Below are 26,905 nucleotides of genomic sequence, written 5' to 3'. Positions count from 1 at the left end.
CGGCCGCTGGCTGCGGCTCATTACAGTCTCTTCATGTCATGCTGCTGCCGATGCTTGCAAGTGCAAGCATCGGCAGAAGCATCAATAACCCAGCGTCCGCGCAATTCGGTCGCTGTGGAAGGCGGCATCGCCAAAGGTCTCCTGCGCGGCGCGGGCGCGCTTCATGAAGAAGCCGATGTCATATTCGTCGGTCATGCCGATGCCGCCGTGCATCTGCACGCCCTCGTTGCTTGCCAGGATCGCCACTTCGCCGGCCTTGGCCTTGGCGAGGCTCACATACATCGGCGCACGGTCGCTGCCTTCATCCATCGCCTGCAACGCCTTCAGCGTGGCGGACCGCGCCAATTCCACTTCGCAGAACAGATGCGCAGCGCGGTGCTGCAGCGCCTGGAAACTGCCGATCTTCTGGCCGAACTGTTCACGCTGCTTCAGATAGTCCACCGTCATCGTAAAGCTGGTGCCCGACACGCCGAGCATTTCGGCGGCAAGGCAGGCGCGGCCGGCATCCAGTATCTTTTCGAGGATGGCATAGCCTTCGCCCACGCCGCCAAGAACGTCGGCGCCGTCGACCTGCACATCGGCCAGCGTGACGCGCGCCGCACCACGGCTGTCCACCATCGAACGCCTGTCGATCTTCACGCCATCAGCCTTGGGATTGACCAGGAACAGCGTGATGCCAGCCTTGTAGTCCGTCTCGCCGCCCGTGCGGGCCGCGACGATCAGCGTGTCAGCGGTCGCCCCATCAAGCACGAAGCCCTTCACGCCGTTCAGCTTGAAACCGTTGCCCGAAGGGGTAGCGGTGGTCGCCACATGGTTGGGCTTGTGGCGGGCCGCTTCGTCGGCGGCCAGCGCGAGCAGATGCGCGCCCTGCGCAATCAGCGGCAGATATTTGGCCTGCTGTTCCGGCGTGCCAGCCTTGAGCGCGGTGGCACCCAGAACGGCCGTGGAGAGCATCGGCGCGGCGCTGAGATTCTTCCCCATCGCCTCCAGGATGATGCCGGCCGCGACATGGCCCATGTCGGCGCCGCCATGCGCCTCCGGTACCAGCACGCCGGCAAAGCCCATCTCGGCCATCTTGGTCCACACATCGCGGGAAAAGCCGTCGGGATTCTTGTTGTCGCGCAGGCTGCGGTGCTGCGACACGGGGGCTTCATCCTTGAAGAAGTCCTCCGCGCTGTCGCGGATCATCTGCTGATCGTCAGTGAGGATGAGCGGCATGAGTTCAGGCTCCCGGCAGGTCGAGCACGCGCTTGGCGATGATGTTGAGCTGCACTTCCGATGTGCCGCCCTCGATGCTGTTGGCGCGGCTGCGCAGCCACGAACGGGCGAGATCGCCTTCGCCCTTCTCCTCACCTTCCCAGGTGAGGCCGTCGCTGCCCCGAATCGACATCAGCAGTTCCATGCGTTCCTTGTTCAGTTCCGTGCCGTAATATTTCAGCATCGAAGACAGCGCGCCGGTGCCCTGGCCGGACTTGGTCTCGGCCAGCACCCGCTCCATCGTCAGGCCAAAGGCCAGCGCGTTGATCTCGTGACGGGCGATGTCTGTGCGCAGCGCGGTATCGGCGAGGATGGCGGCATCGAGGCCAATGAGGCGCTTGGCGATGTTGGACACGCTGTCACGCTGGCCGCCGCCGGTCGAGTCCGAGCCGCCGATCATGTCACGCTCGTGAGTGAGCAGATACTTGGCGATGTCCCAGCCCTTGCCGGGCACGCCCATCAGGTTTTCCTTGGGCACCTTCACATTGTCAAAAAACGTCTGGCAGAAGGGCGAGGAGCCTGAGATCAGCTTGATCGGGCTGGTCGACACGCCTTCGCTGGCCATGTCGAACAGCAGGAAGCTGATGCCCAGATGCTTGGGCGCGGCCGGATCGGTGCGGACAAGGCAGAAGATCCAGTCCGCCTTGTCGGCGTAAGAGGTCCACACCTTGGAGCCGTTGACGAGATAATGGTCGCCTTTGTCTTCGGCGGACGTCCGCAGCGAGGCGAGGTCGGAGCCGGCGCCCGGTTCCGAATAGCCTTGGCACCAGCGGATCTCGCCGCGGGCGATCTTGGGCAGATGCTCCAGCTTCTGGGCTTCATTGCCATATTTCAGCAGCGCCGGCCCGAGCATCCAGATGCCGAAGCTGGACAAGGCCGAGCGTGCCTTGATGCGGCGCATTTCCTCGGAAAGCACCTTGGCTTCTTCGCGGGAAAGCCCGCCGCCGCCATAGGCGCTGGGCCATTCCGGCACCGCCCAGCCCTTGGCGCCCATGCGCTCAAGCCACAGTTTCTGCGCTTCGTTCTTGAATTTTACGCCGCGGCCGCCCCAGCACACATCGTCATCATCGCGGATCGGCTCACGCATTTCGGGCGGGCAGTTCGCCTCCAGCCAAGCGCGCGTTTCGGCGCGGAATGTTTCAAGGTCAGCCATCTTGCCTCTCCCACTGGAAATATCCTTGTCCGCCTTTATGGTGCGCCGCGCTGCGCCAGCAAAGCTGGCAGATGATGTAGAGGCACGATGCTCACCGAATTTTTCGCCGCCGCAGTGGATTTCACCACGCTGCCGGTGCGGCCCGAGGCCTTCACCATCCCGGCATTCTCGCTGGCCGGCTCCGAATGGGGGCCATTTGCCCTGCGCTGGTACAGCCTGGCCTATATCACCGGCATCGCCGGCGCCTGGTTCCTGATGACACGGATGATCCGCCAGCCCGGCGCGCCGCTCAGCCAGAAACAGCTCGACGATTATATCACCTGGGCCACGCTGGGCGTCATCGGCGGCGGCCGGCTCGGCTATGTGCTGTTCTATAACCCTGAAAAATATATGGCCGATCCGATGGAAGTCCTGCGGCTGTGGGATGGCGGCATGAGCTTCCACGGCGGCTGTTTCGGGGTGGTCGCCGCCTGCTTCCTGCACGGCTGGTTCTCCAAATACAGCGGCTTGCGGCTGCTCGATCTGGTTGCCACCGTCACGCCGCTGGGTCTCGGGCTGGGGCGCTTGGCCAATTTCGTCAACGGCGAGCTGTGGGGCCGCCCCACCGGCACGGACTGGGGCATCATCTTCCCCGATGCCGGCCCGGAACCGCGCCACCCCAGCCAGCTGTATGAAGCTGGCCTCGAAGGCGGCGTGCTGTTCCTCATCCTTACCCTGCTGTTCTGGTTCACGCCGGCGCGGCTGCGGCCCGGCCTGCTCTCCGGCGTGTTCGGCATCGGCTATGGCCTGTCGCGTTACATCGTCGAGAATTATCGTGAGCCGGACCGCCAACTCGGCATCCTCGATTCCGGCCTCACCATGGGCCAGACGCTCACCCTGCCGCTGATCGCCGCTGGCTTGCTGCTGCTGGTGCTGGCGCTGATCAGGAAGCCCGTTTCCCAGTGAAGACATGGGCGTGAGCCTCGCCGAAACCCTGCGCGCCCGCATCGCCGCCGAAGGCCCACTGCGCCTCGATGCGTGGATGGCGGCCTGCAACGCGGCCTATTATGGCGGCGAAGATCCACTGGGCCGCGATTTCACCACCGCGCCGGAAATCAGCCAGATGTTTGGCGAGATGATCGGCGGCTGGATCGGCGATCTGTGGCTGCGCGCCGAAAAACCACCGCTGCACATTGCCGAACTCGGCCCCGGCCATGGCAGCCTGATGGCTGATGCGCTGCGCCTGCTTGGTCGGCTGCCAGGCTTCATTGGCAGCGCCGGTCTGCACATGGTTGAAACCAGCCTGCCGCTGCGTTCCATCCAGCGGGCCCGGCTGGCGGGCTGGGCGGCGCAGTGGCACGACCGGGTGGATCAACTGCCCGACGATCGCCCGCTGCTAATTGTCGCCAACGAATTCTTCGATGCCCTGCCGATCCGCCAGCGCCGGGCGGGCAAGGAACTGCATGTCGATTTTAATGATGGCCTGTTCATGCCGCAATGGCTCCCCGCAGACGGCCCTGACGCCGAATGGAGCGAGGCGGCGCAGGCGATCATGGGGCATCTGTCGGGTCGCATCGCAGCCCAGGGCGGCGCCATGCTGATCATCGATTATGGCTATGGCGGTCAGGTGATCGAGAAGGTGCCGCTTGATACGCTGCAGGCCGTGCATCGCGGCGAAAAGGTCAGCCCCTTTTATGATCCCGGCGCGCATGATCTGACCGCGCATGTCGATTTCAGCGCGCTTGCCGCCATTGCCCACAACCGCGGCCTGGCCATTCATGGCCCGGTGGCGCAGGGCGCGTTGCTTGGTGAGCTCGGCATCGCGGCGCGAGCCGAGGCGCTGAAGATGGGCAAGCCACCGCACGAAGCCGGCAGCATCACCGCCGCACTGTTGCGGCTCACCGCGCCGCAGCAGATGGGCGCCATCTTCCAGGCCATGGCCGTCACGGCGCCAGGCTGGCCAGTGCCGGCCGGATTTGGCATGGGGGCGTCATGAGCCATCCCTTGATCAGCTATCGCGATGCGACGCGGGCCGATGGTGCCGTGCTGGGCGGCATTGCGCGCGCCACCTTCATCGACACGTTCGGCACGCTCTACAGGCTGGAGGATATGGCGACCTTCCTCAAGCAGGGCAGCGACGAAGCCTATGCTGCCGAACTGGCCGATGCCGATATCAGCGTGCGCTTTGCGCTGACCGGCGGCACGCCGATCGGCTTCTGCAAGGTGAGCAGCCTGAAACTGCCGGCGCCCGATCCCGCGCCCGGCGCGATGGAATTGCGCCAGCTCTATATCTACAAGCCGTGGCAGGGCCTTGGCATCGCCGACGTGCTCACCGAGTGGGCCAAGGACACGGCCCGGGCTCGCGGCGCGCCGGAAATCTGGCTCAGCGTGTTCACCGAAAACCCGCGCGCCCGGCGCTTCTATGCCCGTCACGGCTTTGAAGAAGTGGCGCCCTATCATTTCATGGTCGGCGATCAGGCCGATGAGGATATCCTGTGCCGAGCGAGACTGTAGATTTCCTCACCGTCCCTGCGCTGGCTGGTACGCGCCACGGGTTCCTCACTCGACGCGGCGGCGTGTCGTCGGGGCTGTTCGCCAGCCTGAATGTCGGGCTGGGCAGCAGTGACGACCGTGCTGATGTGCTGGAAAACCGCCGTCGCGTCGTCGAAGCCGTTGCCTCCAGCGCCGCGCTGGTGACGCTGCATCAAGTGCATTCGGCCACCGTAATACCCGTCACTGCCGCCTTTCCCGACGAGGCCCGGCCGCATGCCGATGGACTCGTGACGGCGACGCCTGGCCTGGCGCTGGGGATCCTTACCGCCGATTGCGCGCCGATCCTGCTGGCCGATGTGGACGCCGGCGTGATCGGTGCGGCGCATTCGGGCTGGAAAGGCGCGCTCGCCGACATCGGCCCGGCCACAGTGGCAGCGATGGAAGCACTTGGCGCCCGCCGGGACCGCATCGTGGCGGCCATCGGGCCAACGATTGCGCGCGCCAGTTACGAGGTTGATCTGGCCTTTCGCGACCGCTTCTGCGCGCTCGATCCTGAACACGACGCCTTTTTCCCGGCTGGCAAACCCGGACACTGCCAGTTCGATCTGGAAGGCTTCATCGCCTCCCGCCTCGCCGCCGCCGGCGTGCGTACGGTGGTGGCGATGGGGGTGGACACCTATCCCGATGAAGCCCGCTGGTTCAGCTTCCGCCGCACCACGCATCGCAGCGAGCCGGATTATGGCCGCCAATTGTCGCTGATCGCGTTGGCTTAAACGAAAAGCCCGATTCCCTTTTCCCCGCCCAGCCCGTAACGTCTGCGGCGCATGGACATCTATCTGCCCATTGCCGAAATGTCGGTGAACGCACTGCTCATCATCCTGATGGGCGGGGCTGTCGGCTTTCTGTCCGGCATGTTCGGCGTTGGGGGCGGTTTCCTCACCACGCCGCTGCTCATCTTCTATGGCATCCCGCCGGCGGTAGCGGTGGCGTCGTCTGCCACGCAGATCACCGGTTCCTCCGTCTCGGGCGCCCTGGCCTATTGGGAGCGCGGCCAGGTGGATCTGCGCATGGGCGGGGTGCTGGTGGCGGGCGGCCTGGTCGGCGCTGGGCTGGGGCAGATTGTCTTTTCGGTGCTGCAGGATCTCGGCCAGATCGATGTGGTGATCAGCCTGATTTATGTGCTGTTCCTGTCGGTGATCGGCGGCCTCATGCTGCGCGATGCGCTGGCCGCCCTGAAGGCCGCGCGGGCAGGGCAGGCACCGCCGGCGCGCCGCAGTCGTCATCTGCCCTGGGTGGCGGCGCTGCCGTGGAAGATGCGCTTTCCCGGCTCGGGCCTCTACATCTCGCCGCTGGCGCCGCTGCTGCTTGGCGCTGCCGTTGGCATTCTCACCGTTATCATGGGCATCGGCGGTGGCTTCATCATGGTGCCGGCCATGGTCTATATTCTGGGCATGCGCGCGCAGGCGGTGGTGGGCACCTCGCTGTTCCAGATCATCTTCGTCACGGCGGCGACCACGATGCTGCACGCCACGGCTTCCAAAAGCGTCGATATCGTGCTCGCCCTGCTGCTGTTGCTTGGCGGTGTGACCGGCGCGCAACTGGGTGTGCGGGCGGCGCAGAAGCTCTCGCCGGATCGGCTGCGGCTGGGGCTGGCCATTGTCGTGCTGGCGGTGGCGGGCGTGCTGCTCATCGGCCTCACCCTCACACCGGCCGAACCGTTCGCGCTGTTCGAGGGCGCATGATGGCCCGCATCGCTCTTGCCCTCGGCCTGTGGCTGGCGCTGGCGGGGGCGGCGCCGATCCGGCTGATCACCCAGCTCAGCCAGGCCCGAATCGAGATCAACACCACGTTTCGCGGATCGGAAATGTTGGTGTTCGGTGCCATCCAGTATCCGCAAGGCAGCGTGCCCGATGCGCCGCCCGATATCGCGGTGGTGGTGCGCGGGCCGTCGGCGCCGGTCACCGTCCGGCAAAAGGCGCGAATCGCCGGCATATGGGTGAATGCCACCGGCGTGCGCTTTGAATCGGTGCCGGGTTTCTATGCGGTGGCAGCCACCCGCCCCATCACGCAGATTGCCGATGAACGCACCACCGCCATTTACGAAATCGGCATCCGCAACCTGCAATTGTCCCCGGCCAGCGGCGCAGATGACGGGATCAGCCGCACATTCGAAACCGGCCTGATTGCCGCGCGCCAGAAGGCAGGGCTGTTCACCGAGCGTTCCGATGGCGTGCAGATCACCCGCGGTGTTCTCTATGCCGCCCGCATCGCGCTGCCTGCGGCGGTGCCGGTGGGCGATTACACCGCCGAAATCCACTTGGTGCGAAAGGGCCGGGTGCTGGCCAGCACATCGGCGCCGTTTGTGATCGACAAATCGGGTTTTGAACGCTGGGTATATGTGATGGCACAGGAAAACAGCCTGGCTTATGGGCTTGCCGCCGTAATGGCCGCGTTGGCGGCCGGAGCGTTGGCTGCGCTGGTCACGCGGCGTCGGTGGTAGCACCGTTTTCACCGGCCAATATTCGACTCGCGTCCAGCCCCTTTTTCGTTTATATTGATTGTTGGCGCATTATCGGCCCGTTGTTTTGAATACCTCACCGCATCGCCCGACAGGCTCCAGTTTCAGACAGACAGCTACGGATTTGGAAATTAAATGAGCTTTGATCGACGGGGACGTGGTCCCGGGCGTGGTTCTGACAAGCGCGAACGCGGCTTTGACAGTTTTGAAGACTCCAGCCGCAGCTTCGGCGGCGGTGGCGATCGCTTCGGTGGTGGCGGCGGCGGCTTCGGCGGCGGTGGCGGCGGTGGTGGTCGCGGCGGCTTCGGCGGCGGCGGTGATCGCTTCGGTGGCGGCGGTGGCGGTGGCGGCGGTGGCCGCTTCGGCGGTGGCGGCGGCTTCGGCGGCGGCGCACCCAGGCGCGAAATGACCCCGGGCATCGTGATCGGCACCGGCCGCGGCACGGTGAAGTTCTTCAACGCGCAAAAGGGCTTTGGTTTCGTGGTGCGTGAAGACGGTGGCGAAGATGTGTTTGTGCACATCTCGGCGGTGGAAGCCGCTGGCCTGACCGGCCTGGCCGATGGCCAACCGCTGGAATTCACCCTCACCGAACGCAATGGCCGCGTTTCGGCGACCGAACTGAAGATCGAAGGCGAACCGCTGCCGGTTGAAGAACGTGCGCCGCGCGAACCGCGCGCCGGTGGCGCCGGTGGCGCCGACTTCGAACGTCGTCCGTCGCGTGAACGCACCCCGATGACCACGGGTGAGCGCGTTGAAGGCACGGTGAAGTTCTTCAACGGCACCAAGGGCTTCGGTTTCATCCAGCGCGACGATGGCGCGCCTGATGCCTTCGTGCACATCTCGGCCGTGGAACGCGCCGGCTTCTCCAATCTGAATGAAGGCCAGCGCGTCTCGTTCGAACTGGAAGAAGATCGTCGCGGTAAAGAGGCTGCGGTGAACCTGAGCGCGATCTGATCGACTTCAGGCGATGAAAATGGGCGGTGGCCGGCATGGCCGCCGCCCTTTTCATGGCTCCCTTTCCTGCACTGCGGCAAAACTGCCCGCTGCCAAGCTCTTGGCCGCATTGGGCTTGCTTTGTCTTTACAAGCCTGTCACGCGGCGCCTCAGCGTGGGCTGCCGCGCGGACAACTTTGACAAGAAATGCGGAGTGAAGACGATGGTGGCCAACAACAGCGTGACGATCATCATGATCGTGATGAGCTATCTCATGGTTGCTGTGGTGGTTGCCGCCTTCTTCATGCACGGCCCGCGCGCGCTCGACGAGCGCAAGAAGCGCCAGATCGACCAACTGGTGTCTGGTGCGGAACTGCTGGCCGATGCCATCAGCCGCAACGGCCACGATCCGGTGCACCTGGCCCGCCTGCAGGCCCAATATGACGCCCATGCCCGCGCGCTGACCCAGCTGGGCACCCCGGTGCCAGCGCTGCTCGCTGCCCCGGCGTTGCAGCAGGCTGCCTGAATTCAGCAGTGGACAGGCCGGCCGGGTGTGCGCCACCCTGCTGGCCATGACTGACGCCATTTTCGACTTTCCCGCCGCCATGGCTGCCAATGCGGCGGCCAGGCCGGAGCATCCTGCCGTCATTTGCGGCAGGGACCGGCTGAACTGGGGCGCGTTTATCGCCCGTGCCGAAAAACTCGCTGGCACCTTGGCTGATCACGGCGTGAAGCCCGGTGACAGCCTGGTCAGCATCGCGCTGTCCAGCGTGGATTATGCCGTGCTGTGGGCCGCCGTGCTGCGCCTGCGCGCCACAATCGCGCCGCTCGCCCCGAGTTCCACGCCCGATCAGATCGCCGCCATGGTCGCCGATTCGGGCGCGCAGTTCGTGTTTGTCGATGCGCCAAATCGTGCCGAATTCGGCACCGTGCTGGCGGGCAAGACACTGGTCGATCTCGATCGGCTGAACAGCTTCATCGATCCCACCGCGCAGCCACCGGCGCCGGCCCCGCTCGATCCGGCGGCTGGCTTCAACATCATCTATTCCAGCGGCACCACCGGCACCCCCAAGGGCATCGTGCAAAGCTGCTCCATGCGCTCCCTGCACATCACCGGCGGCCGCCGCATCGGCTATGGGCCGGAGTGCGTCACGCTGTGCTCCACCCCGCTTTATTCCAACACCACCCTGGTCAGCTTCATCCCCACCTTGGCTTGGGGCGGCACCGTCGTGCTGATGCCCAAGTTCGACACCGCCCGCTGGCTCAAGGAGGCTGAAACCCACCGCGTCACCCATGCCATGCTGGTGCCGGTGCAATATCGCCGCCTGCTCGCTGACCCCGGCTTCGACGCGACCGATCTCTCCTCCATCCAGATGAAATTCTGCACCTCCGCGCCGTTCGCGGCCGAGTTGAAGGCCGAAGTGCTGCGCCGCATGCCTGGCGGCCTGATCGAATTCTTCGGCATGACCGAAGGCGGAGTGGGCTTCATGCTTGTCGCCCACGAACATCCCGACAAGTTGCACACCGTTGGCCAGCCCCAGCCCGGCCACGAAGTGCGCATCATCGATGAAGAGGGCAACGACGTGCCACCGGGTACGCCAGGTGAGATCGTCGGCCGCTCGCCGGCCACCATGAACGGCTACAAGAACCGACCGGATCTGACTGCCAAGGCCTATTGGATCGACGCGCAAGGCAAGGAATGGCTGCGCACCGGGGACATCGGCCGGCTGGATGAAGATGGCTTCCTGACGCTCATGGACCGCGCCAAGGACATGATCATCTCGGGCGGTTTCAACATCTACCCCTCCGATATCGAGGCCGTCCTGCTCACTCTTCCTGACGTGGTGGAGGCCGCCGTGGTGGGCGTTGCGTCAGACGCCTGGGGCGAAACCCCCGTGGCTTTCATCGTCGCGCCGGGAGCGGACCCTGAAGCCCTGCGTGCCGCCGCCAATGCCAAGGTGGGCAAGACCCAGCGTCTCGCCGCCGTCCTGCTGGTGGATGAGTTGCCGCGCAGTCACATCGGCAAGGTGTTGAAACGCGAATTGCGCGACAGCTTCACCGGCACGGTTGCCTGACCGGCGGCAAAGGCGCAGCATCCTCGCTTCACCGCTCTGGGGGGGAGGATCATGAACCAACTCACACCCGCAACGCTGTTGGGCACCATCGCCCAGATCGCCATGGTGGTCGCCGGGCATTTCGTGCCGGCCGTCGCCAACCTGTTTGCCATCGGCGGCATGGGCATTTCGGCGTTGGCTGGCTGGGCGGCGCTGAAAGGCCAGCCGGCCAGCATCAGCGCCGCGGCCGGCCGTGGCGCCTTGGCCGGCGGCATCAGCGCCGCCATCGGCATTGCGGTTTCGGTGGCGCTGGGTGACGTGCCGACCAGCCTGCTCGCCCTCGGCACCGGCAGCAGCGCGGTGACCGGGCTGATCGGCGGCTTGATCGGCCGGCGGCGCGTTTAACGCAAAGCCGCCAGCGCTTGCGCCGCCGCTGCCACGGTGCGGCGCACGTCGTCTTCGTTGGTCTGCCAGTTGCACACGCTGATCCGCATGGTGCGCTCGCCATGCCACAGCACACCGCTCAGAAAGGCTTCGCCACTGGCGTTGATGGCGGCAATCACCGCGTCGCTGATATTGGCGCCGGCGGAATCGTGGAAACGGATCAGGCCCTGGTTCATCACCGGCCGGGCGATTCTGGTGGCGCCGTCCAGCGCCGCGATGCCGTCGTGGATGGCCATGGCATGGTCGCAGCAGCGCTCGATCATGTCGGCCAGCCCATCGCGGCCCAGTTCCAGCAGGGCGGCCAGCGTCGGCAGCGCGCGCGCCCGCCGTGACCATTCCGGCGTGTAATCCATCGGATCGCGGGTATCGCCGCCCTCGGTCAGGTAACTCGCGGTCATCCGCATCGATGCCTTCAGCGCGTCGCCGTGGCGGGTGATGGCCATGCCGGCATCATAGGGCGTGTTCAGCCATTTGTGGCCATCGGTCGCCCAGCTGTCGCACAGGTCGATACCCGCCACCTGAGCACGGAAGCGTGGTGCCGCATTGAGCCACAGGCCGAATGCGCCATCGACATGCACCCACGCGCCGGCCGCCTGCGCCATCGGCGCCAGCGAGGCGAAATCATCGCAGGCGCCCAGGTTCAAGTCACCGGCGTTCAGAACGACGATCGTCGGCGCGCCCTGCGTGGCGGCCAGCGCCGCCTGCAGTTCGGCGGCGCCCACCTTGCCCGGCCCGCCGCCGCCCAGCGGCACAATTGCCGCCGTGCCGATGCCGAGCAGCCGCAGTGCGCGGTCGACGCTGGAATGGCGGTGGGCGTTGGCCAGCACGCAGATCGGCGGCGCACCGAACAGGCCATCCACCTCCACATCCCAGCCGGCGCGGGCCAGCACATGGTGGCGGGCGGCGGCCAGCGCGGTGGCGTGGCTCATCTGGCAGCCGGTTGTGAAGCTGTAGGCGCATGTCTCCGGCAGGTGCAGTGCATCGAGCAGCAGCCGCCCCGCAACTTCCTCCAGCACGGCGCCGGCCGGGCTGGTGGCGGCGAGCACGGCATTCTGATCCCACAGCGTTGCCAGCACATCAGTGGCGTGCGCGGCCGGCAGAGCACCGCCCTTCACCCAGGCAAAAAAGCGCCCGCCCAGATTGCCCATCAGGCCGGGTTCGGCAGCGCGGGCGATGAGGCGCACCACGTCCGCAGGGTCCATGCCGGTGGCGGGCAAGGCCGTGGGCATGGGGGCCAGGATGTCGGCGCGGCTGCCGGTCGGGGCAACGCTGCGGGTGGACTGGCTGTCGATGAAGCGGCGACCTTCGGCGATGGCGATATCAAGCGGGCTCATGCGCTCCCTCATATCCGAGGCCCGCGCCACTGTCTTGCGGGAATCAGAAAGCGTGTACGCCTGTTCTACAGGCTGGCCGCAATGCTAGGCTGTGGCCATGTTCATCTCAACGCGCCACGGCCTTGCGCTCACCGATATCGACTCGCAGGCGCGTGTCGCGCACGGGCGCGCGCATGAAGCGCGTTCTGTAACCTTTGTAACCTACAGCCCACCGCCGCCGCGCACGAAATCCGGCTGGCGTGGCTGCGACAATCTGGCTATCTCGCAGATGCAACATGAAAGGGAGGCCGCCCATGGCCAACAAGCTCTATCCCGATGCAAAGGCCGCGCTTGATGGCCTGCTGTTCGACGAGATGACGATCATGTCCGGCGGGTTCGGCCTGTGCGGCATCCCCGAAAAACTGATTGCCGCGCTGCGCGATGCCGGGGTGAAGGGTCTTACCGTCATCTCCAACAACGCCGGCGTCGATGGCTTTGGCCTCGGACAGCTGCTGGAAACGCGGCAGATCGCGAAGATGATCTCGTCTTACGTGGGCGAGAATAAGGAGTTCGAACGGCAGTATCTGGCTGGCGAGCTGCAACTGGAATTCAACCCGCAGGGCACGCTGGCCGAACGCATCCGCGCTGGCGGCGCCGGCATTCCGGGCTTCTATACGAAAACCGGCGTTGGCACGCTGGTGGCCGAAGGCAAAGAGCACAAGGATTTTGCCACGGCTTCGGGAACCGAAACCTACATCCTTGAAACCGGCCTGGTCGCCGATGTGTCCATCGTGAAGGCATGGAAGGCCGATCCGTACGGCAACCTCATTTTCCGCAAGACGTCGCGCAACTTCAACCCCATGATGGCGACCGCCGGCAAGGTGACCGTGGTGGAAGTGGAGGAACTGGTGCCGGCCGGCACGTTCGATCCCGATCATATCCACACGCCAGGCGTGTTCGTGCAGCGATTGTTCGTTGGCCGGGATTATGAAAAGCGCATCGAGCAGCGCACCGTGCGCCAGAGGGAGCCCGCCTGATGTGGACGCGTGATCAACAGGCCGCCCGCGCCGCCAAGGAGCTGCAGGACGGGTTCTATGTGAACCTGGGCATCGGCATGCCCACTCTGGTGGCCAATTTCATCCCCGAAGGCGTGGACGTGACGCTGCAAAGCGAGAACGGCATGCTGGGCATGGGCCCGTTTCCGTTTGCGGGCGAGGAGGATCCGGACCTGATCAACGCCGGCAAGCAGACCATCACCGAACTCGACCGCACCAGCTATTTCAGCAGCGCCGACAGTTTCGCCATGATCCGCGGCGGCCATATCGATCTGTCGATCCTGGGTGCCATGGAAGTGGCCGACAACGGCGACATTGCCAACTGGATGATCCCCGGCAAGATGGTGAAGGGCATGGGCGGCGCCATGGACCTGGTGGCCGGCGTCAAAAAGATCATCGTGCTGATGGAGCACAACGCCAAGGACGGCAGTGCCAAGTTCAAGACCGCCTGCACCTTGCCGCTCACCGGCAAGGGCGTGGTCGACATGATCGTTTCCGAGCTCGCCGTGCTGGCCCGCCCGGCCAAGGGCGCACCGTTCCGGCTGATCGAACTGGCACCGGGTATCGATCTCGACATGCTCAAGGCCCGCACAGAAGGCCATTTCGAAGCCTGACACGAAAATGGGGCCGGCAGCGTGTGCTGCCGGCCCCGCCCTTCCGGTCGGGGGAGTTCAGAAGCGGAAGTTCACGCCAGTCATCAGCGCATGGCGGTGATAGTTGAGGCTGGCGCCGCCGCCGATGCCCGGCAGCGTGTCGTTGCCGTAATCGCTGTAGTTATACTCGATGCGGGCCGAGACATTCTTGCCCAGCATCTGCTCGTAACCGGCGCCCACGGTGTAACCATCGCGGTTTTCCGCACCGCCGGCCGGGTTTGTGATCGAGAAGCGGACGTTGGAGTAACCGCCGCGGGCATAGAGCAGGCCTTCCGGTGTCACCAGCCAACCAGCACGCGCCGTCACATTGATGGTGCGGCCTGATTCGAGATCAAACGTGGGGAAGCGGCTGGTGCCGGTGCGGCCGGTAAGCGAGGTTTCGACACCGATGACGCCGCCACCGAGGTTGAGATCGTAACCGAGCTGGCCACCATAAGCGAAGCCATCACCCTTGGCGCGGATGGTGGAGGGCGGAACGGTGCTGAGATCAAGCGACTGGCGGTCCTGCTGCCAACCGATCTGGCCACCGATGAAGGGGCCGTTGAAGTTCTTGGCTTCCTGCGCAACGGCCGGGCCTGCGATGGCAGCGGCAGCGAGCAAAGCAAAAGCGAAACGTGACATTGGTGTATTCCTTGTTTTGCGCCGGCGATGGGGATGGCCGGCTGCACAAGGGGTTAGGCCCTGCTGGCTGGCCATGGCCTGAACCAAGCTGGGCAATTTGGTGGCGGTGTAGTGCTCTTGCCATACACTGGCCTTGTTTCGTTTAGCCGGGCTTCAGCCAGCAGACGGTGCGGCACAAGACGCTTGACGCAAATCAGTATAAACTTTATGTGTTGCATAACGATTGTAATTGGAGACGCAAAGTGACTGACGAAAAGCAACGACTGCAAACGCTTCAAGGTGATTTCAGCAGCATGGCCCGCCTGCTCACTGTTCTGTTCGTCTTTGCCGCCCTTTCCTTGTTTGCGGAGGCCTATGTGCCGCTGAAGCAGCTCGGTGCCATGCTGGTCGCGGGGGATCGCACCGGCATCCGGGCCATCGGCGAACGACTGATCGCACTGCTGCCGGCAATCATGCTGCTTGGCGCCGTATGGCAGGGGCGCTTGCTGTTCACCCATCTCGAAGGCGGCGCGCTGCTGGCACCGGAGACAGGCCGGCATGTCCGGCGCAGCGGTGAATGGATGGTCGCAGCGGCGGTATCGGCCCTGGTCATCGGCGAAATCCAGCATGGAACGGCCGTGGGTTCTGCCCTGCTGGTTGGCGTGGCCGCTGTCGGCTTTGCCCTGCGCAGCCTGGCCGGCGTGCTGGATCAAGCCGCCGTCATCCAGGCTGATCTCGATCAGATCGTCTGATCAATGGCGATCATTGTCACCCTCGATGTCATGCTGGCCCGGCGCAAGATGAAGGCGCGCGACCTGGCCGCCGCCATCGGCATGGCCGAAACCAATCTGTCGTTGCTGAAATCCGGCAAGGTAAAGGGCGTGCGCTTCGACACGCTCGCCAAGCTGTGCCGCGTGCTCGACTGCCAGCCGGGTGACCTGCTGGAATTCGATTCCAGCGGCCCGGACGAGACGGATTAGCCCTTCTTCAGGTGGCGGCGGCCGAGCAGCTCGGCGATCTGCACCGCGTTCAATGCCGCACCCTTGCGCAGATTGTCGGACACGCACCATAGCGCCAGGCCGTGCTCCACGGTCGGATCCTTGCGGACGCGGGAAACGAAGGTGGCATAATCGCCAACACATTCGACCGGCGTGACGTAGCCTCCGTCCTCGCGCTTGTCGACGAGCATGATGCCCGGCGCTTCGCGCAGCAGGCTCTGCGCCTTGGCAACAGAGAGCGGCATTTCGAATTCGACGTTGATGGCTTCCGAATGGCCGACGAACACCGGCACGCGCACGCAGGTCGCCGTCACCTCGATATCGGGATCGAGGATCTTGCGGGTCTCCACCGTCATCTTCCACTCTTCCTTGGTGTACCCGTCCATGCCGCTGTCGGGGCCCAGGAAGCTGTCGATGTGGGGGATCACGTTGAAGGCAATGCGCTTGGTGAACTTCTCGTTCACCGGCTCGTCACCCACGAAGATGGCGCGGCTCTGCGTGAACAGCTCGTCCATGCCGTCCTTGCCGGCGCCGGACACTGATTGGTAAGTGCTCACCACAACGCGCTTGATGATGGCAGCATCGTGCAGCGGCTTCAGCGCCACCACCATTTGCGCCGTGGAGCAGTTGGGATTGGCGATGATCATCCGCTTCTTGTAGCTGTCGATGGCTTCCGGATTCACTTCCGGCACGATCAGCGGCACATCATGATCCATGCGGAACAGGCTGCTGTTGTCGATCACCACGCAGCCCTGCGAAGCGGCCTTGGGGGCATAGATTTTGGCCGGGCCGGAGCCAGCGGCAAACAGCGCGATGTCCCAGCCGGTGAAATCGAAATGCTCAAGGTTCTGCACCTTGATCTCGCGGCCGGTCTCGCCAAACTCGACCTTGTCGCCCACCGAACGCGAGGAGGCGACGGCAGCGATATCATCGAGCGGGAACTGCCGTTCCGCCAGGATGTTCAGCATTTCGCGCCCGACACTGCCGGTGGCGCCCACAACAACGATCTTGTAACCCATGGGTGTGCTCCTTGGGCTGCGGCTGTTACCGGATTTGGGCGCAGAGTCCAGTTTTCAGCGCCAGAATCAATTGGTCCGATCGCGCGACAGTATGGCGGTAACCCCGAGATCGGCAGTCACATTGCCAAGCGTGCGGAACACATCCGGCACCAGCTCTACTGCCAACAACACAGGTAGCACGGCGATGGGCACGCCCATGGCGTTGGCGATCGGCACGCAGGCGGCGAGGAAGGTGATGGAGCCGGGCAGCCCGCCGGTGGAAACCGCCGCCACCAGCGCCGCCAGCAACGCCCCAAGATAGGCCAGCGCCGTGTGGTCCATGCCGTAAAGATGGCCGCAGTAGAGGACGACAGCGACGTTTGCGCAGGGGGAGGTGATGCGGAAGATGCTCACCGCCAAGGGCAGCACCACGCGGCTGGTGGTTTCTGGCAGGCCCAGCCGCTCGGCGCCGTCAAAGATGGCTGGCAGCGAGGCGATACTTGACTGGGTCGAGACAGCGACCGCCTGCGCCGGCAGCACGGCGCGGGCAAAGGCCAACGGGCCAACCCGGCCGAAGATCACCGCCAGCGGATAGATGAGGATGATCAGGCCAACCTGCACCAGCACCAGCACGGTAATATAATGGCCAAGCAGGCCGAAGGCGCCGAGCCCGGCCTTGATGCCGACGCTGACCGCCAGCGCAAACACGCCCAGCGGCGCGATCACGAAGATCCATCCGACCAGCACCAGCATGGCGTCCTTCACCGCATCGAATAGGCCAACGAGACTGCGGCGGCGATCATCGTCGAGCCTTGTGGCGGCCAGCGCGAACACGGCAATGAAGGTGACGACCGGCAGCATGTCGCCCTTGGCCAGCGAATTGAAGATGTTGGCCGGCACGAGGCTGAGCAGCCATTTGCCGATATCGATCTTGATGTCGCCCACTGGCGCGGTACCGGCGCTGTTGGCCACGATCGCGGCCGCGGCCGCCGGCGGCGCCGGCCACCAATCCAGCAGCAAGGGCACGAAGATCATCGACCACAGGGCGGAAAAGATCAGCAGCGCCAGGAATGCCAGCAGCGCCCGCCCGGCCACCCTGCCGCCGCCGGCCTGGCCCACCGATTGCGCGATGCCGGTGAACAGCAGGCCCGCGATCAGCGGGATGATCGTCATCTGCAACGCCTGCAGCCACAGGTTGCCGATGGCATCCGTCACCGGCAGCAGCGGCTTGCCGATGTCAGCGGGCAATAATGCACCCACCACCAGCCCGGCCAGCAGCGCCAGAAAGATGCGCAGCGTCAGGTTCATTTCGCGGCCTCCGCACCGGTCAACGTGCCCATGGTGACATACAGCTTGGCCAGGTCATCGACGCCCATGGTGGGCACCGGTTTCACCCGGCTCGGTTCGACAAACAACAGGCCGCCACCAACTGGCACCGGCGCCGTAGGGATCAGGATGAGCTGGCGTGGTCCCTGGCCAAAATCATGGACGTGGGGGCTGGTGAGCAGGGCCAGCGCCTCGACATGATCGCCGAAACTGACCGAGACGACCGACATGCCGCTCATCTCGCCGCCCGGTGATGATCCCATCATGCGCACAAACTGCGCCAGTGGGCGATACAGCGGGCCCAGCACCGGGATGCGGGCGATCAAGCCATCCAGCCCGCCTTCCAGTCGCTGACGAAAGCGCGTCTGCACGGCGATCCCGATCAGCCACACCAGCACCGCCGCCATGCCCAGCCCGGCCCAAAAGGCGGCCAGCGGCGACGGCGTGAAGAACATGCCGGCCGCACCCAGCGCCAGGCCCAGCGGCGTGTTGGGGCCGAGAGCGGCGATCAGATAGCCCGAAAGCCAGTTGAGCAGGATCAGCGTCAGCAGCACCGGCGCCAGAAACAGCAGCCCGGTGGCGAAAGGGCTGAGAAACTTGCGGATCAAAGGCCAGCCAGGATCGCGTCGCCCATGGCCGTCGTGGTCATGGTGCCGCCCAGATCGGGGGTGCGTGCGCCGGCGTTGAGCGCAGCGTCCACGGCGGCTTCCACCTTGTCGGCCAGTTCGGGCGCACCCAGGCTGTAGCGCAGCGCCATGGCCAGGCTGAGCACCGATGCGCATGGATTGGCGACACCGCGCCCGGCGATATCTGGTGCAGAACCGTGGATCGGTTCATACAGGCCCGGCTTGCCAGGTTCGCCAATCGCAGCCGACGGCAGCATGCCGAGCGAGCCGGTGAGCATCGCGGCTTCGTCCGACAATATGTCGCCGAACAGATTGTCGGTGAGGATCACATCGAACTGCCGCGGATTCTTCACCAGCTGCATCGCCATGTTGTCGGCCAGCATGTGGGAGAGTTTGATGTCGGGATATTCGGCATCGCGCAGCGCCTGCACATCCTCGCGCCACATCAGGCCAGCTTCCATCACATTGCCTTTTTCCGCCGAAACGACCTCGCCCTTGCGGGCGCGGGCCAGCTCGAACGCGATCCGGGCAACGCGGTGGATTTCGCTGGTGGTGTAAACGTGCGTGTTGACGCCGCGGCGCTGGCCATCGGCCAGGGTTTCGATGCCGCGCGGCTCACCGAAATAGACGCCGCCAGTCAGTTCGCGGACGAACAGGATATCGAGGCCATCGACATAGACGCGCTTCAGCGAAGAGGCATCGGCCAGCGCCGAAAAACAGCGCGCCGGCCGCAGATTGGCATAGACATTCATGCCGGCCCGCAAGCCCAGCAGCCCCGCTTCAGGCCGCTTGTCATACGGCTGGCCGACCCATTGCGGGCCACCCACGGCACCCATCAGCACGGCATCGGCGGCCTTGGCGCGCGTCAGCGTCTCATCAGTCAGGGGGACGCCGTGGGCGTCGATGCTGGCGCCGCCGAACGGCGCTTCCTCCACGGCCAGGGCAAGCCCGCCCGTGATCAGCCGCCCGGCCACGCGGCGGGCAACAGCGGTAACTTCGGGGCCAATGCCATCCCCGGGCAGCAGAAGCAGTGTCTTGGTCATTCCCCGCCCTTAACGGCAATGATTGCCGCTGCCAACCGCGTCGAATGGCGGAGCAGGAGGGTGCCGGATCAGCTTCCGCGGTGCGCGGCGCCGGCGATCCACGGCCGTTCGGCGGCAAGCCGGGCTTCGTGAGCGGTGATGACATTGGCCATGCCCAGGGTCAGCCCTATCTCGTCCTGCCCGCTGATCAGGCACTGCTTGCGGAACGGGTCCATCGCGAATTCGAACCGGTCCTGGAACGGCGTCGTCACCACCTGATTTTCCAGATCGACGGTGATCGGCTGGCCTTCCTGTGCCACGGCCAGCAGCCGGCTCACGTCGTCCGGCGGCAGGGTAACGAGCAGCAGGCCGTTCTTGAAGGCATTGCCGGCAAAGATGTCGGCAAAGCCCGACGAGATGACGACGCGGATGCCCAGATCGCCCAGCGCCCACGGCGCATGTTCGCGGCTGGAACCGCAGCCGAAATTATGCCCGGCGATCAGGATCGGCGCGCCAGCATGCGCGTCGAATACATTGTCCGGGTTTTCGCGCAGCGCGGCAAAGGCGCCCTTGCCCAGACCGGCGCGGCTGATTGTTTTCAGGAAGCGGGCCGGAATGATGACATCGGTATCGATGTTGGCGGCGCCGAACGGGATGGCCTGGCCGGAAAGTGTGGTGAAGGGCTGCATGGAGTGGCCTCATGTCAGGAAGACGCAGGCGACCCCATGGCACAGCCCGGCGGTGGAATCCACCGCCGGGCCGCTTCAAATGAGGTTCGCTCAGGCTGCGACTGTTTTGCGGCTGCCGCGGCGGCGAAGGGCCGTGCCCACCACGCCAAGGCCGCCCAGCAGCATCGCCCAGCTTGCCGGTTCCGGAACAGCGCCGGAGTTCAGGCTGTATTCGACAACATAGCCGCCGCTGGGGAAGGTCGAGAAGATATCGTTCCAGTTGCCGGCGTTGGCCTTGAAATGGAGATAATCCTCGGCGCCAACATTGTTCGGCTCCCCGGCGTTCCAATTGGAGAAACCAACCGAGCCAGCGCCGAAAATGAAGAAGGTTTGCCCAGCTTCCGGGCCGGCAGCCCACTTCCAGGTGCCTTCAACATCTTCATCGGTGCCGGCGGCCCACACGAAGGTCGCGCTGCCGGTCAGCGTCTTGAGGAAATCATCCTCGGCCTGCGAGGTGATGGTGACGAGGTGAGCGGTGTAGCCGGTGATTGGCGTGGCAGCCGCAGCCGCGGCCAGTGCGCCCTGCCAAGACAGATCGGTGGCGACGAATTCATACAGGTGCCCGTTGCCGGCAAACTGGGTTACGGCCGCTGCCGGAACCGCTGTGAGGCTGAACGCGGCCGTTGCCAACGTGATCGAAACAGTGCGCACTTGGTTTATCCCCCTTAGAATCAAGTGCTTCATGGCATCATATGGTAAAAGTTAGGTTAACTATGTGAACGACTGCGCCAGCGCCGCAGCTGCGCTCTCGCCCCGCCGCCGCCATGCTGCTAGCGTCGTGCCATGACGCAGCAGCATCTCTATCTGGTCGACGGCTCCAGCTTCATCTTCCGCGCCTATCATCGGCTGCCGCCGCTGACAGACCCGCAGGGCATGCCGGTGGGCGCCGTCTATGGCTTCACAGCGATGCTGTGGAAGCTGATTGCCGACTTGAATAAGGCGGAGGCGCCGACTCATCTTGCCGTCGTGCTCGATGCCGGCAGCCACACCTTCCGCAACGACATGTATGATGGCTACAAGGCCAACCGCCCCCCGGCGCCGGAGGACCTGATCCCGCAGTTCCCGTTGATCCGCGATGCGGTGCGGGCCTTTTCGGTGCCCTGCTTCGAACAGGCTGGGGTGGAGGCGGACGACATCATCGCCAGTTACGCGGTGGCTGCCCGCGCCGCCGGCATGAATGTCACCATTGTCAGTTCCGACAAGGATCTGATGCAGTTGGTCGAACCCGGCATCAACATGCTCGACACGATGAAGAACCAGACCATCAACCGCGCTGAGGTGATCGAGAAATTTGGCGTACCGCCTGAACAGGTGGGCGAGGTGCTGGCGCTGATGGGCGACACGGCCGACAATATCCCTGGCGTGAAGGGTGTTGGCCCGAAAACCGCAGCGGAACTGATCAGTGAATATGGCAGCGTGGAAGGCGTGATTGCCAACATCGAGGCGATCAGGAAGCCCAAGCTGAAGGAGACGCTGGCGGCCTCGGTTGAAATGGCCCGGCTGTCGCGCGAACTGGTGCGCCTGAAGGATGACCTGCCGCTGCCAGCGCCACTGGACGAACTCACGTTGAAGGAACCGCCGCGCGAGCCCTTGGCGGCTTTCCTGAAAAAACACGGCTTCCGTGCCATGCTGGCCAAGCTGGGCAGCAGCGGCTCCAATGGTCCGGCGCCGAACACGCATCGCCCGTCGACCGCTGCCGCATTGGAGGACGAGATCGCCTTCACCCACGCCGATTACGAGACAGTGACGACCTTAGAGCGGCTGGACTGGTGGATTGCCGAGGCGACGCGGCTGGGTGCGGTGGCCGTGGATACCGAAACCACCGGCACCGATCAGATGCGCTGTGATCTGGTCGGCATCAGCCTGAGCGTTGCGCCAGGCAAGGCGTGCTACATCCCGGTAGCGCACGGCACTGGCGACGGCATGTTCGCCGAGCGGCCGCCGCAGCTGGGCCTGGCCGAGACCATTGCCCGTCTGAACCCGCTGTTTGCCGATCCGGCTGTGCTGAAGATCGGCCAGAATCTGAAATATGATCTGATCGTCTTGGCTCGCCAAGGCGTGCCGGTGCTCAGCCCCTATGATGACACCATGCTGCTGTCCTACGCGCTCGATGCCGGGCGCTGGAACCATGGCATGGACGATCTGTCCGCCCGCCATCTTGGTCACACGCCGATTGCCTACAAGGATGTCGCCAAAGGGTTGAAAAGCTTTGCCGAAGTCGATCTGCGCAAGGCGACCGACTATGCCGCCGAGGATGCCGATGTTACCTTCCGGCTGTGGCAAGGCTTTCGCCGCCGGCTGTGGAAGGAGCAGGTGACGGCCATCCATGAACAGGTCGATCGCCCGCTGCTGCCGGTGATCGCTCAGATGGAAATGGCCGGCATCAAGGTGGACCGGGCCGAACTCGCCCGTCTGTCCGCGCTGTATGAAGTTGAGATCAGCCGGCTGGAACTAGAGATCCACGAACTGGCCGGCGGGCCGTTCACGATCGGCAGCCCCAAGCAATTGGGCGAAATCCTTTTCGACAAGATGGGTTACAAGGGCGGCAAGAAAAGCAGCAAGACCGGCGCCTGGACCACCGATGCCAGCGAACTGGAGCGGCTGGCCGAGGAAGGCGCGCCGATCGCCCAGAAGGTGCTGGACTGGCGCCAGCATTCGAAGCTGAAATCGACCTACACTGACGCGCTGCAGCAGCAGATCAACCCGACCACCGACCGGGTGCACACCAACTTCCATCTCGCTGCCACATCAACAGGGCGGCTGAGTTCCAATGATCCCAATCTGCAGAATATCCCGATCCGCACCGAACTCGGCCGGCGCATCCGTCATGCCTTCGTGGCTGCGCCGGGCAATGTGATCATGGCGGCGGATTACAACCAGATCGAACTGCGGCTGGTCGCCCACATCGCCGACGTGCCGGAACTGAAGGAGGTTTATGCGGCGAACGAGGATGTGCACGCGCTCACCGCCAAGGAAGTCTTTGGCCATGTTGATCGCGACACGCGCGCCCGGGCCAAGACGATCAACTTCTCCATCATCTATGGCATTTCCGCTTTTGGCCTGGCGGCGCGGCTGGGCATCGATCGTAGCGAGGCGGCGCGCTATATTGAGCTTTATTTCAGCCGCTTCCCCGGCATCCGCAACTACATGGCTGAAACGATTGCGTTCGCGAAGGACCAGGGTTTTGTCACCACCCTGTTTGGCCGCAAGTGCCACGCACCGCTGATCCTCTCCAAGAACCAGGGTGAGCGCCAGTTTGCCGAGCGCGCCGTCGTTAACGCCCGCGTGCAGGGCACGGCCGCCGACATCATCAAGCGTGCCATGGTGCAGATGCCGGGTGCGCTGGCCGAGGCGGGGTTGCCGGGCACGAAGATGCTGCTGCAGGTGCATGATGAACTGGTGTTCGAAGTGCCGGAAGCCGAGGTGGACCCCGCCAAGTCGGTGATCCGCGCCGTCATGGCCAACGCCCACCGGCCGCTGGTGGACCTTTCGGTGCCGCTCGGCGTCGAGATCGGCCATGGCGCGTCGTGGGGGGATGCGCACTAGAGCAGGATCAACCCCTTCGCCCGCAACCACTCCAGCATGGCCGTGTTCACCGGCACCGGCGCTTCCTGCTGCACCCAGTGCGACACGTTCGGGAAGCGCACCAGCGTGAAATCCTTGACGTGTGGGCCATAGCCTTCGGTCAGCTTGATATCGAGCGCGGTGTCCTCCTCGCCCCACAGCATCAGGGTGGGCACGTCGATGGGTGGGCTCGTCTCTTCCAGGATCTTCAGATTGGCGCGGTAATAGTTGATCATCGCCGTCAGCGCGCCGGGGATCAGGGCGTTCTTGCGATATTCCTCCAGCACGTGCGGCGGGAAGGCGCCCTTGTCGATCGCCATGTTCAGGAAGGCCTTGGCAATGCCATCGGCGCGGTTCTGGCGGAGCAGAAATTCCGGCAGCCACGGAAGCTGGAAGAAGGCGACATACCAGCTTTTCAATTGCTGCGGCCGATGGTGGCTGATCAGGTCGCCAAACACGGTGGGGTGCGGCACGTTCATGACGATCAGGCCGTCCAGATCAACCGCCCGCCGCATCGCCACCACCCAGGCGATCACCGCGCCCCAATCATGCGCCACCAGCAATTTGCGGCGTGGTTTCAGCGCCTCGAACATGCCGACCACATCATCGACGAGATGATCGATGTGATAGGCGGCCTTGCCGACAGGCCGGCTGGACTGGCCATAACCGCGCAAATCCGGCGCCACCGCTCGCCAGCCCTGTGCGGCCAGGAACGGCAACTGAAACCGCCAGGAAAAGCGCGATTCGGGGAAGCCGTGCAGGCACAGGGCCACATCATCGCCTTCGCCGGCGACATCGCACGCAAAGTCCAGCCCGTTGGCCTTTAACATCATGCGTTATGGTTCAGCTTGAGGCCCGGCCGTGGCCAACGGCACTTGGCGAGCTTTCCGGTGGTGGACAGGCAGACCCAGGCATCCATCATGTCTGCCCCACCAAAGCAGATGTTGGTGGTGAGCAGATCGGGGAAGGGGAAATACTCCTGCGCACCCGTCACAGGATCGATGCTGGTGATGCCGGCGCTTTCGATCAGCGTCGCCTGTGCGATGTTGCCATTGGCCTCGATCGCCAGCGAATCGAGATAGGTCTTGTTGGCCCAGGTCGTCACGTACCGGCCGGGCACCGCCGGCAGCGGTTCGGGTGCCAGCACGCCGGGGGAGACGATGTCGAAGCCCAGCACCACCCGCCGGCTGGTGGAGGCGGCATAAACGGTCTTCCCATCCGGGCTGAGGCCCACTCCGTTCAAGTCTGGCCCGTGGATGAGGCGGGTGATCTTCGATCCATCGGGCAGGGCGTAGAACAGCCCCCCGGCATCGCTGTGGTGATCGAAATGCTTGCCCAGATCGGTGAAGTAGAAGCCACCATGGGCATCGAAGACGATATCGTTGGGGCCCGACAATTTGTGCCCGTCGCAGCTGTCATACAGGCGGGTCACGGCGCCGGTGGCGATGTCGATCCGCTCGATGCGGCCCGTGGTATAATCGCTGGCGGCATTGCCGGGCAGCAGAATGCCATCCTGTTCATACCATTCAAAGCCGCCGTTGTTGCACACATACAGCGCGCCATCCGGGCCGATCGCCATGCCGTTGGGGCCGCCGCCGGGCGTGGCCACCGTCTCCTTGCGGCCATCGGGGTGGATGCGCGTGATGTGGCCGGGGCGGATTTCCACCACCAGCACCGAACCATCGGCCATTGCCACCGGTCCTTCCGGAAAGCCGAGCCCTTCGGCGATGATCTCGTGTGGATAGAAACCGGTCATGTGCATCCTCCCCAAGGCAATACCGCCATGGTGGCGCGGCTGGCAGACAAGCGCAATCATCGCAAATGGAGAGGGCTTCAGCCTATCTTAACCCAAATCGGCCCATCGTCTGAGCAAGGGAGTGTGCTGCGATGGGGCAAGAAACGGTTATCGGTGAAGTGGTGGGGGTTACGGCCGGCCACCTGCGCCTGGCGGTCGATATCGCCGCCACCAGCAGCCTGAAGGACAATCCCGACGTGGTGATCGCGTCGGCGGGCATGCTGGGCAGCCTGATCAAGGTGGAATCGGGCGGGCGCTGGGTGGTTGCCACTCTGCGCGGCATCACCTGGCAAGACAATGTCGCCATCGCCGAGGTTGATCTGGTGGGCGAAGCCGGCATGACTGGTGATCGCAGCATTACTGGCTTCAGCCGCGGGGTGGGCACCTATCCGCGTGCCGGCAGCCTGGCCTATCCGATGACCAGTGCAGAATCGGCCCGCGTCTTTTCCGGTGAAGATCGCCCGCACATCCAGATCGGCGTTGTCTATCCAACCACCTGCGTGCGCGCCGCGATCTATTTCGATACGTTCCTTTCGAAGAATTTCGCCATCGTCGGCTCCACCGGCACCGGCAAATCCACCAGCACCGCGCTGATCCTGCATCGCATCATCGAAAAGGCCCCGGAAGGCCATGTCGTGATGATCGATCCGCACGGCGAATATGCCAAGGCGTTCGAGGATACCGGCATGGTGTTCAACGTCGACAATCTGGAACTGCCCTACTGGTTGCTCAACCTTGAAGAACATTGCGAGGTGCTGTTGACCAGCGAAGGCGCCGCCCGCGACATGGACCGCGATATCCTGGCGCGTTGCCTGCAGATGGCGCGGGCCAAATCGGTCTATGCGCAGGGGTTGGCCGCCGTCACCACCGATACGCCGATCCCCTATCTTCTCTCGGTTCTGGTAGACACGCTGCAATCGGAAATGGGCAAGATGGCCGAAAATCAGAATGCCACCAACTACATGCGGATCCGGGGCAAGCTGGACCAGGTGATGCGCGATCCGCGCCAGCAGTTCATGTTCGATCGCAAATTCGCCCACGACAGCATGGCCGATTTCATGGCGCGCATGTTGCGGTTGCCGGTGGATGGCCGGCCGATCTCCGTCATCGATCTCTCAGGCGTGCCGACCAGCATCGTTTCGGCGGTGGTATCGGTGCTCAGCCGCATTGTCTTCGATTTTGCCGTCTGGTCCCGCGGGGAGCGCAAGCGGCCGGTGGTGCTGATCTGCGAGGAAGCCCATCGCTACATCCCCAACCGCACTATTTCCCGCACCAGCCCGGTGCGCGACGTTCTGGAACGCATCGCCAAGGAAGGCCGCAAATATGGCGTGTCGCTGGGCCTTGTCACGCAGCGCCCGTCCGACCTGGCCGAAGGTGCACTGTCGCAGTGCGGCAC

28 protein-coding genes are annotated in these 26,905 nt (G+C 64.4%); 16 read left to right on the top strand and 12 right to left on the bottom strand.

Annotated features, from left to right (window positions below):
* Positions 1–81 precede the first annotated feature (81 nt).
* Positions 82–1,218, bottom strand: coding sequence for an acyl-CoA dehydrogenase family protein (locus tag Q7O19_RS07185; RefSeq protein ID WP_303809550.1), 1,137 nt, complete (start codon positions 1,216–1,218; stop codon positions 82–84).
* A 4-nt stretch (positions 1,219–1,222) separates the two neighbouring features.
* On the bottom strand, positions 1,223–2,410 hold the full coding sequence (locus Q7O19_RS07180; protein WP_303809548.1) for an acyl-CoA dehydrogenase family protein: 1,188 nt from the start codon (positions 2,408–2,410) through the stop codon (positions 1,223–1,225).
* Between the two features lie 87 nt (positions 2,411–2,497).
* On the opposite strand from Q7O19_RS07180, the gene lgt reads away from it, so the two are divergent.
* The 10 genes from lgt to Q7O19_RS07130 all read left to right on the top strand — a co-directional run bounded on the left by lgt (position 2,498) and on the right by Q7O19_RS07130 (position 10,792).
* Positions 2,498–3,355, top strand: a complete 858-nt coding sequence (gene lgt, locus Q7O19_RS07175; RefSeq protein ID WP_303809547.1) for a prolipoprotein diacylglyceryl transferase — start codon at positions 2,498–2,500, stop codon at positions 3,353–3,355.
* A gap of 4 nt (positions 3,356–3,359) precedes the next feature.
* Positions 3,360–4,385 carry a class I SAM-dependent methyltransferase gene (locus tag Q7O19_RS07170; RefSeq protein ID WP_303809545.1) on the top strand — a complete coding sequence of 342 codons (1,026 nt, stop codon included), beginning with the start codon at positions 3,360–3,362 and terminating at the stop codon, positions 4,383–4,385.
* Positions 4,382–4,903: a GNAT family N-acetyltransferase gene (locus Q7O19_RS07165; protein ID WP_303809543.1), complete on the top strand. Its 522-nt coding sequence runs from the start codon at positions 4,382–4,384 to the stop codon at positions 4,901–4,903. The genes Q7O19_RS07170 and Q7O19_RS07165 overlap by 4 nt, the downstream gene beginning before the upstream one ends.
* The gene (gene pgeF, locus Q7O19_RS07160) at positions 4,885–5,655 is read left to right on the top strand and encodes a peptidoglycan editing factor PgeF (RefSeq protein WP_303809542.1); all 771 of its coding nucleotides are present in this window, start codon (positions 4,885–4,887) and stop codon (positions 5,653–5,655) included. Before Q7O19_RS07165 ends, pgeF begins: the two co-directional genes overlap by 19 nt.
* Before the next feature lie 51 nt (positions 5,656–5,706).
* On the top strand, positions 5,707–6,624 hold the full coding sequence (locus Q7O19_RS07155; protein WP_273434812.1) for a sulfite exporter TauE/SafE family protein: 918 nt from the start codon (positions 5,707–5,709) through the stop codon (positions 6,622–6,624).
* Positions 6,621–7,382: a TIGR02186 family protein gene (locus Q7O19_RS07150; protein WP_303809541.1), complete on the top strand. Its 762-nt coding sequence runs from the start codon at positions 6,621–6,623 to the stop codon at positions 7,380–7,382. The genes Q7O19_RS07155 and Q7O19_RS07150 overlap by 4 nt, the downstream gene beginning before the upstream one ends.
* A 153-nt stretch (positions 7,383–7,535) precedes the next feature.
* Positions 7,536–8,354: a cold-shock protein gene (locus Q7O19_RS07145; protein ID WP_303809540.1), complete on the top strand. Its 819-nt coding sequence runs from the start codon at positions 7,536–7,538 to the stop codon at positions 8,352–8,354.
* A gap of 193 nt (positions 8,355–8,547) precedes the next feature.
* On the top strand, positions 8,548–8,859 hold the full coding sequence (locus Q7O19_RS07140; RefSeq protein ID WP_303809539.1) for a hypothetical protein: 312 nt from the start codon (positions 8,548–8,550) through the stop codon (positions 8,857–8,859).
* Positions 8,860–8,905: 46 nt separating this feature from the next.
* Entirely contained in the window at positions 8,906–10,408 is a 1,503-nt protein-coding gene (locus Q7O19_RS07135) for a class I adenylate-forming enzyme family protein (protein ID WP_303809538.1), read from the top strand.
* Between the two features lie 51 nt (positions 10,409–10,459).
* Positions 10,460–10,792 carry a hypothetical protein gene (locus tag Q7O19_RS07130; RefSeq protein WP_303809537.1) on the top strand — a complete coding sequence of 111 codons (333 nt, stop codon included), beginning with the start codon at positions 10,460–10,462 and terminating at the stop codon, positions 10,790–10,792.
* Here the strand turns inward: Q7O19_RS07130 and Q7O19_RS07125 are convergent.
* Complete coding sequence (locus Q7O19_RS07125; protein WP_303809536.1) at positions 10,789–12,165, bottom strand: pyridoxal-dependent decarboxylase; 1,377 nt, start codon at positions 12,163–12,165, stop codon at positions 10,789–10,791. The genes Q7O19_RS07130 and Q7O19_RS07125 overlap by 4 nt on opposite strands.
* A gap of 293 nt (positions 12,166–12,458) precedes the next feature.
* Here Q7O19_RS07125 and Q7O19_RS07120 point away from each other — a divergent pair, with 293 nt between their 5' ends.
* Together Q7O19_RS07120 and Q7O19_RS07115 are read left to right on the top strand one after the other, a co-directional pair.
* Complete coding sequence (locus Q7O19_RS07120) at positions 12,459–13,181, top strand: CoA transferase subunit A (protein ID WP_303809535.1); 723 nt, start codon at positions 12,459–12,461, stop codon at positions 13,179–13,181.
* Complete coding sequence (locus Q7O19_RS07115) at positions 13,178–13,813, top strand: 3-oxoacid CoA-transferase subunit B (protein WP_303809572.1); 636 nt, start codon at positions 13,178–13,180, stop codon at positions 13,811–13,813. The genes Q7O19_RS07120 and Q7O19_RS07115 overlap by 4 nt, the downstream gene beginning before the upstream one ends.
* Positions 13,814–13,870: 57 nt before the next feature.
* On the opposite strand, the gene Q7O19_RS07110 is transcribed toward Q7O19_RS07115, so the two are convergent.
* On the bottom strand, positions 13,871–14,473 hold the full coding sequence (locus Q7O19_RS07110; protein WP_303809534.1) for an outer membrane protein: 603 nt from the start codon (positions 14,471–14,473) through the stop codon (positions 13,871–13,873).
* 242 nt (positions 14,474–14,715) lie between these two features.
* Here Q7O19_RS07110 and Q7O19_RS07105 point away from each other — a divergent pair, with 242 nt between their 5' ends.
* Both Q7O19_RS07105 and Q7O19_RS07100 read left to right on the top strand, forming a co-directional pair.
* Positions 14,716–15,204, top strand: coding sequence for a hypothetical protein (locus Q7O19_RS07105; RefSeq protein WP_303809533.1), 489 nt, complete (start codon positions 14,716–14,718; stop codon positions 15,202–15,204).
* Between the two features lie 3 nt (positions 15,205–15,207).
* Positions 15,208–15,432: a helix-turn-helix transcriptional regulator gene (locus tag Q7O19_RS07100; RefSeq protein WP_303809532.1), complete on the top strand. Its 225-nt coding sequence runs from the start codon at positions 15,208–15,210 to the stop codon at positions 15,430–15,432.
* Here the strand turns inward: Q7O19_RS07100 and Q7O19_RS07095 are convergent.
* From Q7O19_RS07095 to Q7O19_RS07070, 6 genes are all read right to left on the bottom strand, one after another.
* Positions 15,429–16,469, bottom strand: a complete 1,041-nt coding sequence (locus Q7O19_RS07095) for an aspartate-semialdehyde dehydrogenase (protein WP_303809531.1) — start codon at positions 16,467–16,469, stop codon at positions 15,429–15,431. The two genes, Q7O19_RS07100 and Q7O19_RS07095, sit on opposite strands and share 4 nt — an antisense overlap.
* Positions 16,470–16,535: 66 nt before the next feature.
* Positions 16,536–17,756 carry a dicarboxylate/amino acid:cation symporter gene (locus tag Q7O19_RS07090; protein ID WP_303809530.1) on the bottom strand — a complete coding sequence of 407 codons (1,221 nt, stop codon included), beginning with the start codon at positions 17,754–17,756 and terminating at the stop codon, positions 16,536–16,538.
* Positions 17,753–18,382 (bottom strand): DUF502 domain-containing protein, encoded by a 630-nt coding sequence (locus Q7O19_RS07085; RefSeq protein WP_303809529.1) that lies wholly within the window; start codon positions 18,380–18,382, stop codon positions 17,753–17,755. The genes Q7O19_RS07090 and Q7O19_RS07085 overlap by 4 nt, the downstream gene beginning before the upstream one ends.
* On the bottom strand, positions 18,379–19,443 hold the full coding sequence (gene leuB / locus Q7O19_RS07080) for a 3-isopropylmalate dehydrogenase (RefSeq protein ID WP_303809527.1): 1,065 nt from the start codon (positions 19,441–19,443) through the stop codon (positions 18,379–18,381). The genes Q7O19_RS07085 and leuB overlap by 4 nt, the downstream gene beginning before the upstream one ends.
* A gap of 68 nt (positions 19,444–19,511) precedes the next feature.
* On the bottom strand, positions 19,512–20,111 hold the full coding sequence (gene leuD / locus Q7O19_RS07075; RefSeq protein WP_303809525.1) for a 3-isopropylmalate dehydratase small subunit: 600 nt from the start codon (positions 20,109–20,111) through the stop codon (positions 19,512–19,514).
* A gap of 90 nt (positions 20,112–20,201) precedes the next feature.
* A complete protein-coding gene (locus Q7O19_RS07070) occupies positions 20,202–20,801 on the bottom strand; it encodes a PEPxxWA-CTERM sorting domain-containing protein (RefSeq protein WP_303809523.1) in 600 nt (199 codons plus the stop codon).
* Between the two features lie 132 nt (positions 20,802–20,933).
* On the opposite strand from Q7O19_RS07070, the gene polA reads away from it, so the two are divergent.
* Positions 20,934–23,696, top strand: a complete 2,763-nt coding sequence (polA, locus tag Q7O19_RS07065; RefSeq protein ID WP_303809521.1) for a DNA polymerase I — start codon at positions 20,934–20,936, stop codon at positions 23,694–23,696.
* Here polA and Q7O19_RS07060 read toward each other — a convergent pair.
* Both Q7O19_RS07060 and Q7O19_RS07055 read right to left on the bottom strand, forming a co-directional pair.
* Positions 23,693–24,547: an alpha/beta fold hydrolase gene (locus tag Q7O19_RS07060; RefSeq protein ID WP_303809519.1), complete on the bottom strand. Its 855-nt coding sequence runs from the start codon at positions 24,545–24,547 to the stop codon at positions 23,693–23,695. The two genes, polA and Q7O19_RS07060, sit on opposite strands and share 4 nt — an antisense overlap.
* Positions 24,544–25,476 (bottom strand): SMP-30/gluconolactonase/LRE family protein, encoded by a 933-nt coding sequence (locus tag Q7O19_RS07055; protein WP_303809570.1) that lies wholly within the window; start codon positions 25,474–25,476, stop codon positions 24,544–24,546. The genes Q7O19_RS07060 and Q7O19_RS07055 overlap by 4 nt, the downstream gene beginning before the upstream one ends.
* A gap of 125 nt (positions 25,477–25,601) precedes the next feature.
* Between Q7O19_RS07055 and Q7O19_RS07050 the strand changes: the two genes are divergently transcribed.
* Positions 25,602–26,905, top strand: a 1,304-nt coding sequence (locus tag Q7O19_RS07050) for an ATP-binding protein (protein ID WP_303809517.1), incomplete at its 3' end; no start/stop codon positions are given.

The sequence above is a fragment of the Sandarakinorhabdus limnophila DSM 17366 genome (assembly GCF_945882885.1).
In the GTDB taxonomy this organism is placed as follows: Bacteria; Pseudomonadota; Alphaproteobacteria; order Sphingomonadales; family Sphingomonadaceae; genus Sandarakinorhabdus; species Sandarakinorhabdus limnophila_A.
This window is presented reverse-complemented; position numbering and strand designations above follow the sequence as displayed.